This is a genomic window from Synechococcus sp. NB0720_010, from assembly GCF_023078835.1.
In the GTDB taxonomy this organism is placed as follows: Bacteria; Cyanobacteriota; Cyanobacteriia; order PCC-6307; family Cyanobiaceae; genus Vulcanococcus.
On record NZ_CP090898.1, the window covers coordinates 1,999,576 to 2,012,320 of the forward strand.

The following is a 12,745-nucleotide window of genomic DNA, read 5'->3' on the forward strand; positions in this document are numbered from 1 at the left end:
CCCCTCGCAAGAGGGGGCTTTTTGTTGGGGGGACGCAGATTCCCGAAAAAAAACGAACGCAGGGGCTGTGGTGCAGCGTTGTGGTCATGGTGTGCGAATCAGCCTTCGGACCGTCGGATGACGACATCGGCACGCCATTCCCATCCCCACGCACCGCAGACCTCTAACCGCAGAACACCAGGCCGCTCAGTGGAGCCGGCGCCGCGCTCCAAGGCTCTGACGGGTGCTCAGTTTCTGGTCAAGGCGCTGGAAGCCCATGGCGTCACCCATGTGTTTGGCATCCCCGGGGCCAAGGTCGACAGCGTTTTCACGGCCCTGCTGGATTCGCCCATCGAGCTGGTGCTCTGCCGGCATGAGCAGAACGCGGCATTCATGGCTCAAGCCTTTGGCCGCCTGACCGGCCGCATCGGCGTCTGCCTGGCCACCTCCGGCCCTGGCGTGACCAACCTGGTGACGGGCCTGGCAACGGCGACCACCGAAGGCGATCCCGTGTTGGCGATCGGTGGTGAGGTGCCCCTGGACGATCGCTTTAAGCAGACCCATCAGTCGCTTGATGCCATCGGCCTGATGCAGCCGGTGACGCGCTTTGCCCAGTCCGCCCTCTCGATTCACGACCTACCGGAGGTCCTGGGCAATGCCATTCGGGCGGCTGAGCAGGGCCGGCCGGGGGCAGCCTTTCTGGGGCTGCCCAAGGACGTTGGCTTGGCTGAGATCGAGGCCGACCCATCGGCGGGCTGGGGTGAGCCGATCCTTCAGGGGCCCTGCCATCCCCAGGCCCTGAGCCGGGCCGCGGAGTTGATGGCAACCCTGGAGCGGCCCCTGCTCCTTCTGGGGATGCAGGCTTCAGATCCAGATCTCAGCGAAGCGCTCCAGGCCTATGTGCGCCGCAGCGGACTGCCCTACTGCGCCACCTTCCAAGGGCCCGGGCGCTGGGTCGCGCCGGAGCAGTACGTGGGGCGGTTGGGACTCTTCCGCAACCAACCGGCGGATGCCCTGCTGAGCGCGGCCGATGGTGTCATCTGCCTCGGCTTTGATCCGGTCGAATACGACCCCAGCCTTTGGAATAGCGATCAATCCCGCACCCTGATCAATGTCGATGTAAAGGCTGCGGACCAGGACCAAGCCTTCCTGCCCCAGGTGGAGTTGATCGGGGATCTGCAGCAGACCTTGATTGCCATGGCCACCCTGCCGCCACTGACGATCGCCCCTGATTTCCGTCAGCAGCAGCAGGCCCTCGCCGCTGAATTACGGGCGACGGCCGCCGAGGGTGCCTCCATGGGTGGAGCTGCTCCTGTTCATCCGTTGCGCCTGGTGCACGAGATCAGTTCGGTGATCACCAAGGACACCACGCTCTGCCTGGATGTCGGCTCCCACTACATCTGGATGAACCGCTATGCCCAGGCTGAGCGAGCTCGCCAGGTGCTGGTGAGCAATGGTCAGCAGACCCTGGGCGTGGCCCTGCCGTGGGCCATTGCCGCTGGGATGGTGCGCCCCGGCTGTCCCGTGGTCTCCGTCTCAGGGGACGGGGGCTTTTTGTTCACGGCGACGGAGCTGGAGACGGCGGTGCGGATGGGCAGCCGCTTCGTGCACGTGATTTGGAACAGCCACTCGTACAACATGGTGGAGTTCCAGGAGCAGGCCCACTACGGACGGGTCTCGGGGATCCAGCTTGGCGACTACGACGTCGTCAAGTTCGCCGAGGCCTTTGGCGCGAAGGGCTACTCGATCCAGAACGCCGAGGACCTCGGACCCGTCCTGCGGGAGGCCCTGCAGCAGCCGGTACCGGTTCTGATCAATGTTCCGGTGGACTACTCCGAGAACATCCGGTTGATGCAGAACGTGCACCAGCAGTTCATCCACTGAGGTTCCGATGAGCACGCAGCATGCGAGCGGTCACCACCTGAACGTCTCCGTTGGGGATGGTCTCTGGGACGCGCTGCACGCCTTGGCTGAACGCACGGGCGACAGCGTCAGCCATCTGGTTCGCCGCTCCCTGGCGGAAACCCTAGATCTTGACCACCACACGATCTATCAGGTCTCCACCTCTGGCGCCCTGGTGCAGGGGGTCTATCAGGGTTGCGTGCGCGTGGCGGACATCAAGCGCCATGGAGACTTCGGCCTGGGCACCTTCGATGGCCTCGATGGTGAGGGGATCATGCTCGATGGCACCTGCTGGCAGGCCCGCAGTGATGGGTCGGTGCATGTCGCCCCGGACACGGCCCTGGCTCCCTTTTGGGCGACGACCTTCTTTGCGGCTGACACCACCACGACGCTGCCGTCCGTCAGCAGTTGGGACGACCTCACCACTCAGCTCGATGGCCTAAGGCGCAGCGACAATCTTTTCTGCGCCATCCGTATTACCGGCACGTTCGAGAGGATCCACTACCGCGTGGCCTGCAAGAGCGCCCATGGCACTGACCTGGTGAGCGCGACCAGTCACCAGGCGGAGTTCAGCCAGAGCGGTTTGCGCGGAAGCCTGGTGGGGTTCTGGACCCCCAGCTATGCCCGCACGATCAATGTGCCCGGCTATCACCTGCACCTGCTGAGCGATGACCACAACCATGGCGGTCACATCCTCGACGTCCAGGCCAAAGATCTGACGGTGCAGGTGCACATGGACAACCACGTGCATTTGGCCTTGCCGGAAACGCCGGCCTTCCTGGAGGCGGATCTACAGGGGGATCCCGCCGAGGCTTTGGCCCGAGCTGAGAGCAAACACAGCTGATCCCTGAGCCAGGGTTGCGCTGAGGGCCGTGTCCACGCTCAAGGTCCGCTCCCCTAGATGCACGGGGCGGGCACCATTGGCCTGGGCGAGCTCGATCTCAAAAGGGACAAAGCCGCCCTCGGGCCCGATCATTACCAGAGCGGGTTGGCCGGCGTGCTGAGCCAAGGGCTCCTCGGCCCCCATCTCCGTGATCAGGCAGAGCCGTCCGACGCAGAGCCCTGGGAGCTCGTCTTCGATGAAGGGCCGGAAGCGTTGGTGCAGATGCACCTGCGGGGCGATGGTGTCTCGGGAGCGCTCCATGCCCGCGAGCAGGGCGGCCTCGACGTTGCTGGCTTGCAGCAGCGGGCTTTGCCAGTAGCTCTTCTCGACCCGCGCACTGTTGATCAGGTGCAGATGGCTGATCCCAAATTCGGCGCATTGCCGCAGGATCCGGCGCAGCATCTTGGGTCTCGGTAGGGCCAGCACCAAATCGAAGGGATGGCGCTTGGGTGGCGGTTCGCTGAGGACGGCTCTGAGCACCACGCCACTGGAGTCCAGGGACTCAATCAGCCCCTGACCGCAGGCACCTCCGATGAGCCCGAGCCGCAGGGTCTCGCCCACGCTCGACTTGAGCAAATTGCGGATGTGGCGCGCCCGCTCGTCATTCAGCAGCACGCGCTGCTCGTCGATCCAGTCTTCTGGCCTCAGCAGGACGATGTTCATCGCTGTTCAGCAGCCGATGTCTTCTGCCCAGAGCTCAGGCTTCTGCTGCTGCATGGTTTGCATCAGCTCTTCGCAGCGTGGATCGTCCAGGCAGGTGACTTCGATTCCAGCCTCCTTGAGCCAGGTCTCGGCCCCTTGAAAGGTCTTTCGCTCTCCGATGACCACCCGCCGGAATCCCAGCAGAACGGCCGTTCCGGCGCACATCGGACAGGGAGAGAGGGTGGTGACCAGGGTCAGCTCACGCCAGTCGCGGCGCCGCCCGGCGTTGCGGATGCACTGGGTTTCACCATGGCTGGTGGGATCCCCGTTCTGGACCCGTTGGTTGTGTCCACGGGCGACGATCGTTCCATCCTCTTGGGCCAGGACGGCACCGATGGGAATTCCCCCTTCGCTCCAGCCCTGTTCGGCTTCGGCCCGGGCCGCATCGACCAGACGTTGCATCGTGCTGCGATCGATCGCACCTCCGTGCCGTTGGCCCAAGCATGGCAGGCATGACGCAAGACAACCTCGGTCCGTGGGATCCAGAACGCCACAGCGTGGCTGAGATCGTTGCGGCCCTTGATCTTCAACCTCACCCCGAGGGGGGGTGGTATCGAGAGACCTTCCGCAGCGCGCTCAAGGTGCGCCGCGCCGATGGGGTGCAGCGCGACGCCCTGACCCAGATCCTGTTTCTGTTGGGCCCCGGGGAGATCAGTCGCTGGCATCGGGTGAACCACGCCGATGAGAGTTGGTGCTGCCTAGCGGGGGATCCCTTGGCGTTGCTGCTGGTGATGGATGGGCAGCTGCAGGAGCACTGTCTTCTGCCGGGTTCAGCAGAAACGGTCGTGGTGCCAGCGGGTGTCTGGCAGGCCGCTCGGGCTTCAGGGCGTTGGAGCCTGATGGTGTGTGCGGTCGCTCCTGGTTTTGACTTTGACGACTTTCAAATGCTCAGCGAACTTTCAGAAGCTGAACATCCACCAGCTGCCCTGGTCGAGTATCGATAGAGCTTGGTGCCATCTTTGGCTCGAATTCAAAGCCGCTGGCTCAGATGTCTTGCTGTGACTGCAGGGTCCCATCTCTTTTGAGAGCGTCAGGACCTGAAAAGCCGGAGATCGGACTTGAACCGACGACCTACTGATTACGAATCAGTTGCTCTACCACTGAGCTACACCGGCAGCCCAGTGAAATTAGCATTCAGGCTTCGAAGCCTGAGACGCGCGGATGCCGCCTGACTCCCGTCCCCCACTGGATCCCGATCTCAGGGCTCGTCTGTTGCAGGAGGCTCGCACCCCCTGGCGTGGACTCAGGCGAGGACTCTGGTTGGCCTTTACTGCTTCTGCGGCCGTTGGCCTGGCCACGATGGCGATGCGTTCGGCCGGTGGAGAGGTGGTCCAGTCCTCTGACCTCCTGATTCAGGTTTCGGCGTTAGCCCTCTTCGGGCTTCTCCTCTGGCGCGACCGCTCCCCCAGCGTCGACGACTGACGCGTCGTCCTCAGTGTCTTGGGGTGCTTCGGCAGTGGTCTCTTCGGGGCCGGTTTCTTCGGAACAGGGCTCTTCGTGAACGACCGCTTCCTCCTCGGGCTCTGCGTCGGCGTCTGAGGCTTCCGCTTGCGGCACATCGACGTCTTCTGAGGCAAGGGCTTCAGCGTTGGCCTCGTGGCCCTCGTCGGTTTCCTCAACGACCTCCGCGTCCGCCTGCAAAGGCTCTGCAGCAGCTTCAGACGCTTCTGCGGCGACGGGCTCTGTCTCGGCAGGGGAGTCGGTCTGCTCGGGTTCAGGAGTGACAGCTTCGGCTTCCTCCTGTTGCTCTTGCGGTGTGGCCTTCGGTTCCGGCTCGACGGAAGCCGCAGGTTCGGCAAAGGCCAACGGCGCGAGAAGCAAGAGCGGAAGCCCAGCGTTCAGGCGCTGCTCAGCGGCCTGGATTTGAGTGAGGGGCAGGGTCTGATCTACCAGGCTGGAGGACCGGGTGAGCATCCAGAGGGACTGAATCACTTGGGCCCACTGCCATTGGATCAGCGCCAGCACCGGGATGCAGAGCAGCAGAACCACCAGCCTGGGGCTGCTGGAGAGGGGGGACCAGGCCCAGGCCATGCCGGCGTGGCTGTCGGCCCACCAGGTCAGGGGAAGCAGCAGTGCGGCGCCAAGGGCAATGACAACCTTCAGAGGCAGGGCGGTCTGAAGGGCACTCAGACGAAACTGCTCCGGGCGGCGACCCCGCAGGGGCACCTGCAGGATCAGCACAGACCAGAGGTCGGGAGGAAGGCGCCAGAAGAGGACCGCGCTTCCCAGGGCGCCGATCGCCCAGGTCAGTAAGCGTTCAAAGCCGGGGAAGGGACCCGGGTCTGCCCCTGCAAACAGCAGGAATAGCAGCAGGATTTCGAGCGGCAAGGCCGCGAGCCCCAGTAGCTGGAGCCACAGGAGCGGTTCGCGTCTTGCCGGATTCACGGTCAGTTGCTGAGGGTGCGTCGCTGAGTGACCAGTTTGAAGGATTCCACCCGGTCGCCCTCTTGCCAGTTGGCAAAACGATCACAGCCGATGCCGCATTCGAAGCCGGTGGCGACTTCTTTGACATCGTCCTTGCCGCGGCGCAGGGAGTCCAGGTCGCCCTCGAACACCTTTTCCTTGCCGCGCCAGACGCGGACCTTGCAGTTGCGCTGCAGTTTGCCGCTGGTGACGTAGCAACCCGCCACGGCGCTCTTGCCGATCGTGAAGACGGCCCGAACCTCGGTTTCGCCCAGGGGCTCTTCCACCAGTTCGGGTTCCAGCAGGCCTTCCATGGCCATCTGGATGTCCTCGAGCAGTTTGTAGATGACGTCGTAGTCACGCACATCCACGCCCGTGGCGTCAGCAGCACGCTTGGCGCCAGGCGCCATCGAGGTGTTGAAGCCGACGATGACAGCACCGGAGGCCGCTGCCAGGTCGACGTCGGTTTCGGTGACTTCACCCGGTGCAGAGAGCAGCACGCGGACCTGAACCTCCTCTTGAGGCAGTTGTTCCAGGGACCCGAGGATTGCCTCGACGGAACCCTGAACGTCGGCCTTGAGGATGAGGTTGAGTTCCTTGAGTTCGCCTTCGCTGGCCTGGCCCGACATGGAGGCCAGAGAGACCCGGCGGGAGGCCATCTGTTGGGCCAGACGGGTTGCGCGGGCTTCGGTGGCGCGGTCGCCGACCACCGCACGGGCCGTTTTTTCGTCGGTGTAGACCTCGAACTCGTCGCCCGCCGTCGGCACTTCGCTGAAGCCCAGGGCCTCAACGGCGTAGGAGGGGCCTGCTTCTTTGACGCGCTTGCCGTTGTCGTCGACCATGGCGCGCACCTTGCCCAGGATCGGACCAGCGGCCAGCACATCACCGGTGCGCAGGGTGCCGTTCTGGATCAGCAGGGTGGCCACAGGACCCTTCGCCTTGTCGAGGTGTGCCTCGATGACGGTGCCCCGGGCCATCCGGTCTGGGTTGGCCTGCAGGTCTTCCACTTCGGTGACCAGCAGGATCATCTCCAGCAGCTTCTCGATGTTCTCGCCCTTGATGGCGCTGACCGGCACCATCACGGTGTTGCCGCCCCAATCCTCAGCGACGAGTTCGTGGGAGGACAGCTCCTGTTTGACGCGATCCGGGGAGGCACCTTCTTTGTCGATCTTGTTGATCGCCACCACGATCGGCACCTTGGCGGCGCGGGCGTGGCTGATGGCTTCCAGGGTCTGGGGACGCACGCCGTCATCGGCGGCCACCACCAGCACGGCCACGTCAGTGACCTTGGTGCCACGGGCTCGCATGGCGGTGAAGGCTTCGTGGCCAGGGGTGTCCAGGAAGGTGATCTTCCGCTGCTCCCCGGCGTGGGGCACTTCGACTTGGTAGGCACCGATGTGCTGGGTGATGCCACCGGCTTCGCCAGCGGTGACCCGGGTTTTGCGGATCGAGTCCAGCAGGCTGGTCTTGCCGTGGTCCACGTGGCCCATGACCGTGACCACGGGCGGACGCCGGATCAGGTGAGCGAGATCGCTCTCTTCGATCATCTCGACGGTCTTGGCCGCCGCTTCCTCGACGTCGTCCTCGAGCACCGGAACGCCGAATTCCTGGGACACCGTCTCGATCGCTGAGAGATCGAGGGTTTGGGTCACCGTGGCGATGATGCCCTTGAAGAAGAGGCTCTTGATGATCTCGGAGCTCTCGACGCCCAGCTTGTCGGCCAGCTCCTGCACCGTGAGGTTGCCCTCCGGAACGATGAGCATTTCGGGCCGCTGTTGCTTGGCTTCCCGTGCGGCACGCAGCTCCATCGCGCGGCGGCGCTGACGCTGACGGGCGGTTTCCTTGCGGCGCTTGCGGGCCACAACGGTTGGCTTCGGCTGAGCGGAGCCAGCGCTGCGGGGTTTCGCCGGACGGGCGAGGGAGGCCTGCAGCACCACCGCATCGGTGTCACCGGCGTAGCCGCCGGTTTGTGCGGCCAGCGAGTCGTCGTTCTCGCCAATGATGTGAACGCGCTGGCGCTGCTTCTGGGGTGAGCGGCTGCGCAGTGCATCCAGACGCGCGCTGTCGTCCCAATCGGGGCGGCGGGGACGGCCGCCACCGGGCGGCATGGGAGCACGGAAATTCGGGCGGCGTGGTGCCGACGGGGGAGTGGCTGAAGGACGGTTGGCGTCGCCTGCTCCAGGGGCTCCGGGGGCGCCGGCGGGTGCGCCAGGGGCGCCACCAGGACGCCGAGGCGGCGGTGCGCTGGGCCTTGCTCCAGGTTTCTGGAGCTGCATGAGCTCGCCAGGGGCCACCGGCTTGCGCATGCCAGGCATGCCGGGACGGGTCGGGGGCGCGGGGCGGTTTCCGCCGCCACCAGGACCGCTGACATCACGGCGAATGGGTTTGCCGACCAGCTCCACCTGAGGGCGGGCGGGTTTGGCGGGCTTGCCGCCCTGTCCCACCCGCGTGGGGGCTGGTGCGCCGGGGCGTGTGGGCATCCCTGGCCGCTGGCTCAGGGCCGGGCGGCCGGAGGGTGTGGCAGGACGGGCTCCGCCCTGGCCGCCCTGAGGACGACTCACGAGCTGCGGGCGGCCACCGCCTGCAGCGGGACGCGTGGGGGCGCCAGGACGCTGGGGGGGGCTACCTGCCGCAGGGCGCGACACAGGGGGCGCCGGCTTGCGGGCCGGGGGGGCTCCCGCTCCTGCCGGGGTCTTAGACACAATTGCCGGTGCAGGTCGGCTCGGGGCCGGGGCTGCAGGACGGCTGGGGGGAGCGCTGGCCGCGGGTTTGGCGGCAGGCTTGGCCGCTGCGGGACGAGCCGGAGGCGCTGACGGGGCTGCAGGACGGCTGGGGGGAGCACTGGCCGCAGGCTTGGCTGCGGGCTTGGCCGCTGCCGCAGGGCGGGCTGGGGGAGCGGATGGTGCGGCCGGGCGAGCTGGAGCGGACGGAGCGGCGGGCTTGGCTGCCTGGGGCTGGGGCCGAGGAGCAGGGGCCGCAGCAGCAGGTTTCGCCGGAGCAGGGCTGGCTGCTACCGGTTTGGCCGCTGCGGGTTTCGCAGGCGCTGCCGGTGCAGCAGGAGCGGCCTTCTTGACCGAGAGGATGGCTTTCTTGGGCTCGTCCACCGTCGGAGCGGCCTTGCTGCCATTCCCGCCACCTTTAATCAGGCTGCGGATTTTCGCTGCCTCGTCATCGCTGATGGAGCTGCTATGGCTCTTCGCTGCGATCGACAGTTTCTCGGCGGCATCGAGCACGTCCTTGTTCTCAAGGCCCAAGTCCTTGGACAGCTCGTAAATCCTGACTTTGCCGCTGCTGGTCATCAAGTGCTCCAAGTGGTCGGGGGCAACACGTGCCACCGGGCCATCACCCACAGTGAGGCCACTATTTATCTTGCCTCAGCGCCTGATAAGAGGTGGCATTCAGGCGCTGCGCCAAGGCCGCGTAGATGGAATCTGACACTTGGCACCGGAGTGCCTTCTGCAGACGTTTGCGGCGCTTGGCTTCCTCAAAACAGCTCTCGGTCGGACAGAGATAGGCCGATCGGCCCATCCCTTGGTCCAGAGCCATGCCGCCCTCGGCAAGGCGGATGACCCGTAGCAGGTGCTGGCGATCCAGCAGTGCACGGCAGGTCACACAACGCCTGAGGACGGGCTGTTGCTTCACCGGGCTCCTTCCTCGTCGGTCGTCTCTTCGACAGCCTCTTCGACTGCGTCTTCCGTTGCCACGGCTTCGGTGGTCTCAGCCTCAGCCACAGGCTCTTGCTCGTAGGCCGCTTCGTCGTACTGGGCCTGCTCGCCGTACTCCTCTTCGTCCTCGGGCAGGGGATAGAGCTCCCGAAGACGGGCGTCTTCCTCGGCACGCAGGGCGTGTTCTGCCTCCATCCGGGCTTCAGCTTCCGCCTGAAGCGCCTCCTCTTCCTGGCGCATGGAGATCAGTTCCGCGACCTTCTCGTCCTCAGAGGCCTGGTCGTACTCGGTGCTGTTCTTGATGTCGATCTTCCAGCCGGTCAGGCGAGCGGCGAGACGGACGTTCTGACCCTCGCGACCGATGGCCAGGCTGAGCTGATCGGGGGGCACCAGGACGTGGGCATGCTGCCCTTCGGGATCCACCAGTCGAACCGCTTCCACGCGGGCGGGGCTCAGGGAGTTGGCGATGTACTGGCCCGGGTCATGGGACCAGCGGATGACATCGATTTTTTCGCCACGCAGTTCGTTCACGACCTGCTGGATGCGAGAGCCGCGGGCGCCAATGCAGGCGCCGACAGGGTCCACTTCGCGCTCCACGCTGTCCACGGCCACCTTGGTGCGGGGACCGACCGAGCGGGAGGGGGGGTTGGCCTCACGGGCGACGGCAACGATGCGGACCGAGCCCTCCTGGATCTCGGGCACTTCGTTCTCGAAGAGATAGACGACCAGGCCGGCGTTGGCGCGGCTGACAAACAGTTGAGGTCCGCGGCGCGGAATCTCACTGACTTCCTTCAGGAAGACCTTGAAGGTGGCGTTGGCCCGGTAGTTGTCATTGGGCAGCTGGTCGCGGCGGGGGAGTTCGGCCTCCACTTCGGGGCGACCCAGTCCGCTGCTGACGGCCATGATCACGCTCTGTCGCTCGAAGCGAATCACCCGAGCGGTCAGGACAGGATCTTCCAGGTCGGCGAACTCCTCCTGGATCATGCGGCGCTGCTGGTCGCGCAGCTTCTGGGCCAGCACCTGTTTGGTGGTGGCGGCGGCCATGCGGCCGAAGTCTTCCTTCTCGGGGGTGACGTCCAGCACCACGGTGTCACCGGCCTGGGCGTCTTCCGCCACCTGCATCACTTCGGCCAGTGAGATTTGGTGGTCTTCGCTCTCGACCTCTTCAACGATGATTTTGGAGGCCAGTACCCGGTAGCCCTCTTCGTCGAGATCCAGGGCGACATCGAAGTTGGAGAAGTAGTCCTCCTCGAAGGGGTCCTCGCTAATCCCCAGATAAAGGGTGCGGCGGTAGCGCTCATAGCCCTTGAGCAGGGCTTCACGCAGGGCCGCTTCCACCACCGCAGGGGGCAGTTTTTTCTCTTCGCTGATGTCCTCGATCAGGTTGGAGAGACCGGGGAGCAGGACCAGTGCCATGGCAGGTGGTTGGGTGCGGGATTGGAGAGGGGAAAGGAGGGGTTAGGCCTCTTTGGGAGTCACCAGCTTCACGCTGATCACATCGGGGCGCGGGATTCGAACCGTGCGTCCCCGGACGTTGAGGAGAACGTTCTCCTCATCGCGTTCGAGCAAGAGGCCCTCACGCTCGTTGTCGCCCCCGGATTTGGTGTCGCGGTAGCGGATCGAAACCGGGAATCCGCGGAAGCTGCGGAAGTCTCGGTCGTCGCTCAGCTGCTCGCTGACGCCCGGACTGCTGACTTCCAGGACATAGGGGTCCTGCAGCAGCCCGCTGTTCTCGATGGCGTCGCCCAGCACTCCGCTGAAGCTGGCGCAGTTGTCCAGGCTCACGTCTCCGCCATCGGCCAGACGCAGCTGGACCAGCAACGTCATCGGAATTCGATGGGTGAGCAGTTCAAGGCCGCAGACCTGGAATCCAGCGCCCTCCGCCGCCTGGCTAGCCAGGGTTTGGAGGTCAGGGTGCAGGGGATGCGGCAAAGCCTGAATCGTGAACAGGGGAACGGGCGACCCGTCCGGCACCTGCAGTGATCTGCTGTCTGGCTGTCCAGCTGCTCCCGAGGAGTCAGCGCTGTTCAGTCAGAGGTGCCCGCCGGGCACAACACAACAGTACGTGATCGGCCTTGGAGCGTCAGGCCCCCATGCTGCCGAGATCGACAGCAGGTGGCTCCATGTAGGCATCCCCAGGTTGGGCCTCGCCCCGCAAGCTGGGGTCCTGGTTGAGGCACTGCGACTTTTGTTCGTCTGTGCGCAGGAACTGGCAAACCCGGGCGTAGAGCTTGGAGCGGGTGGAGGGCTTGCCTTGGCTGAAGTGCACCTGATCCAGGCCGCCGACTAAGCCCTGAATCTCCACTTGGCAGAGAGCACAGCGTTGACGGGTGCCCGGGGGGATAGCGGCCATGCCAGCTCGGTCAAGAACGGGCAACTTAGGGCCATTGATCTGCTCCGTTGGTGTGCCTGGCCTCCTTCAGTTGAGTGATCCGCACCTCCTGGCAGACCCTCGGGGGCACTGCCGAGGTCGTCCCTCTCTGGCGTCCTTGCGCCACGGCCTGCGGCAGGCCCTGTCCCAGATCGATCAGCCCCCGGATCTGCTGCTGATCACAGGGGACCTCTGCCAGGACGAAAGCTGGGGCGGGTATCGCCGCCTGCATGAGGTCCTGGAGGACGTTGAACCCCTGAGGGAGGTTCCCCTGGCCTTGACCCCGGGCAACCACGACCATCCGGCCCTGATGCGATCGGCCTTGGGACGTCGCGCTGTGATTGCCCCGGCGGCCCTGGACCTCGGCGACTGGACGCTGCTGTTGCTCTCGAGTCACCGCAGTGGCGCCGTTGCTGGCTTCCTTGACCCCAGGCAGCTGGCCTGGCTCGAGCGCCAGCTGGCGCTGGCCGATCAGCCCGTGGTGCTGGCTTTGCACCATCCCCCCGTGCCCATTGGTGATTCAGGCTTGGATCCGATCGCTCTGCAGGATCCAGGCCCGTTTCTTCGCTGCCTCCAGCGGGCCCCAGCCCTCAAAGCCGTTCTCTTCGGCCATGTCCACCAGCATTGGCAGGGCGAACTGCCCCGCAGCGGCGCTGGGGCTCCCATACCCCTTTGGGCCTGTCCCTCCTCGTTGGCGTCGTTTGCGGCTGTTCAACCCTGTCCGTTGGGGCGGCCTGACTGGCCGGGGGGGCGTTGGCTGACCTTGCAGCCCTCGGGCGAGGTGGCCTCGACCCTGCTGCGTTGGTCTCCCGTGGAATCTGCCTAGCCTTCAGTCCACTT

13 protein-coding genes and 1 tRNA gene are annotated in these 12,745 nt (G+C 65.3%); 5 read left to right on the forward strand and 9 right to left on the reverse strand.

Annotated elements, in window-relative coordinates; genetic code table 11:
* Window positions 1-117 precede the first annotated feature (117 nt).
* Together alsS and budA are read left to right on the forward strand one after the other, a co-directional pair.
* Complete coding sequence (gene alsS, locus LY254_RS10500) at window positions 118-1,863, forward strand: acetolactate synthase AlsS (RefSeq protein WP_247477037.1); 1,746 nt, start codon at window positions 118-120, stop codon at window positions 1,861-1,863.
* A gap of 7 nt (window positions 1,864-1,870) precedes the next feature.
* On the forward strand, window positions 1,871-2,725 hold the full coding sequence (gene budA, locus LY254_RS10505) for an acetolactate decarboxylase (protein WP_247477038.1): 855 nt from the start codon (window positions 1,871-1,873) through the stop codon (window positions 2,723-2,725).
* On the opposite strand, the gene LY254_RS10510 is transcribed toward budA, so the two are convergent.
* Both LY254_RS10510 and LY254_RS10515 read right to left on the reverse strand, forming a co-directional pair.
* Entirely contained in the window at window positions 2,672-3,427 is a 756-nt protein-coding gene (locus LY254_RS10510) for a 16S rRNA (uracil(1498)-N(3))-methyltransferase (RefSeq protein WP_247477039.1), read from the reverse strand. The genes budA and LY254_RS10510 overlap by 54 nt on opposite strands.
* 6 nt (window positions 3,428-3,433) lie before the next feature.
* Complete coding sequence (locus tag LY254_RS10515; RefSeq protein ID WP_247477040.1) at window positions 3,434-3,907, reverse strand: nucleoside deaminase; 474 nt, start codon at window positions 3,905-3,907, stop codon at window positions 3,434-3,436.
* An 11-nt stretch (window positions 3,908-3,918) separates the two neighbouring features.
* Between LY254_RS10515 and LY254_RS10520 the strand changes: the two genes are divergently transcribed.
* Window positions 3,919-4,410 carry a cupin domain-containing protein gene (locus tag LY254_RS10520; RefSeq protein WP_010315209.1) on the forward strand — a complete coding sequence of 164 codons (492 nt, stop codon included), beginning with the start codon at window positions 3,919-3,921 and terminating at the stop codon, window positions 4,408-4,410.
* Between the two features lie 99 nt (window positions 4,411-4,509).
* Here the strand turns inward: LY254_RS10520 and LY254_RS10525 are convergent.
* Window positions 4,510-4,581 (reverse strand) — tRNA-Thr (locus LY254_RS10525).
* Window positions 4,582-4,627: 46 nt separating this feature from the next.
* Between LY254_RS10525 and LY254_RS10530 the strand changes: the two genes are divergently transcribed.
* Window positions 4,628-4,888, forward strand: coding sequence for a DUF3493 domain-containing protein (locus LY254_RS10530; RefSeq protein WP_071777943.1), 261 nt, complete (start codon window positions 4,628-4,630; stop codon window positions 4,886-4,888).
* On the opposite strand, the gene LY254_RS10535 is transcribed toward LY254_RS10530, so the two are convergent.
* From LY254_RS10535 to LY254_RS10560, 6 genes are all read right to left on the reverse strand, one after another.
* Window positions 4,832-5,851: a low-complexity tail membrane protein gene (locus tag LY254_RS10535; RefSeq protein ID WP_247477041.1), complete on the reverse strand. Its 1,020-nt coding sequence runs from the start codon at window positions 5,849-5,851 to the stop codon at window positions 4,832-4,834. The genes LY254_RS10530 and LY254_RS10535 overlap by 57 nt on opposite strands.
* 2 nt (window positions 5,852-5,853) lie before the next feature.
* Window positions 5,854-9,168, reverse strand: coding sequence for a translation initiation factor IF-2 (gene infB / locus LY254_RS10540; RefSeq protein ID WP_247477042.1), 3,315 nt, complete (start codon window positions 9,166-9,168; stop codon window positions 5,854-5,856).
* 61 nt (window positions 9,169-9,229) lie between these two features.
* Window positions 9,230-9,511: a YlxR family protein gene (locus LY254_RS10545; protein ID WP_029626136.1), complete on the reverse strand. Its 282-nt coding sequence runs from the start codon at window positions 9,509-9,511 to the stop codon at window positions 9,230-9,232.
* On the reverse strand, window positions 9,508-10,950 hold the full coding sequence (gene nusA / locus LY254_RS10550) for a transcription termination factor NusA (protein WP_247477043.1): 1,443 nt from the start codon (window positions 10,948-10,950) through the stop codon (window positions 9,508-9,510). Before nusA ends, LY254_RS10545 begins: the two co-directional genes overlap by 4 nt.
* Before the next feature lie 42 nt (window positions 10,951-10,992).
* The gene (rimP, locus tag LY254_RS10555) at window positions 10,993-11,466 is read right to left on the reverse strand and encodes a ribosome maturation factor RimP (RefSeq protein WP_029626137.1); all 474 of its coding nucleotides are present in this window, start codon (window positions 11,464-11,466) and stop codon (window positions 10,993-10,995) included.
* A gap of 151 nt (window positions 11,467-11,617) precedes the next feature.
* Window positions 11,618-11,887, reverse strand: a complete 270-nt coding sequence (locus LY254_RS10560; RefSeq protein ID WP_010315231.1) for a hypothetical protein — start codon at window positions 11,885-11,887, stop codon at window positions 11,618-11,620.
* Between the two features lie 52 nt (window positions 11,888-11,939).
* Between LY254_RS10560 and LY254_RS10565 the strand changes: the two genes are divergently transcribed.
* Window positions 11,940-12,731, forward strand: coding sequence for a metallophosphoesterase (locus tag LY254_RS10565; RefSeq protein WP_247477044.1), 792 nt, complete (start codon window positions 11,940-11,942; stop codon window positions 12,729-12,731).
* Window positions 12,732-12,745: the final 14 nt, after the last annotated feature.

Excerpts from the sequence above, each read along its gene's own strand:
- alsS (WP_247477037.1), top strand. The coding sequence starts at position 118 with ATGACGACATCGGCACGCCATTCCCATCCCCACGCACCGCAGACCTCT.
- LY254_RS10560 (WP_010315231.1), bottom strand. The coding sequence starts at position 11,887 with ATGGCCGCTATCCCCCCGGGCACCCGTCAACGCTGTGCTCTCTGCCAA.
- nusA (WP_247477043.1), bottom strand. The coding sequence starts at position 10,950 with ATGGCACTGGTCCTGCTCCCCGGTCTCTCCAACCTGATCGAGGACATC.
- LY254_RS10520 (WP_010315209.1), top strand. The coding sequence starts at position 3,919 with ATGACGCAAGACAACCTCGGTCCGTGGGATCCAGAACGCCACAGCGTG.
- budA (WP_247477038.1), top strand. The coding sequence starts at position 1,871 with ATGAGCACGCAGCATGCGAGCGGTCACCACCTGAACGTCTCCGTTGGG.
- LY254_RS10530 (WP_071777943.1), top strand. The coding sequence starts at position 4,628 with ATGCCGCCTGACTCCCGTCCCCCACTGGATCCCGATCTCAGGGCTCGT.
- LY254_RS10510 (WP_247477039.1), bottom strand. The coding sequence starts at position 3,427 with ATGAACATCGTCCTGCTGAGGCCAGAAGACTGGATCGACGAGCAGCGC.
- infB (WP_247477042.1), bottom strand. The coding sequence starts at position 9,168 with ATGACCAGCAGCGGCAAAGTCAGGATTTACGAGCTGTCCAAGGACTTG.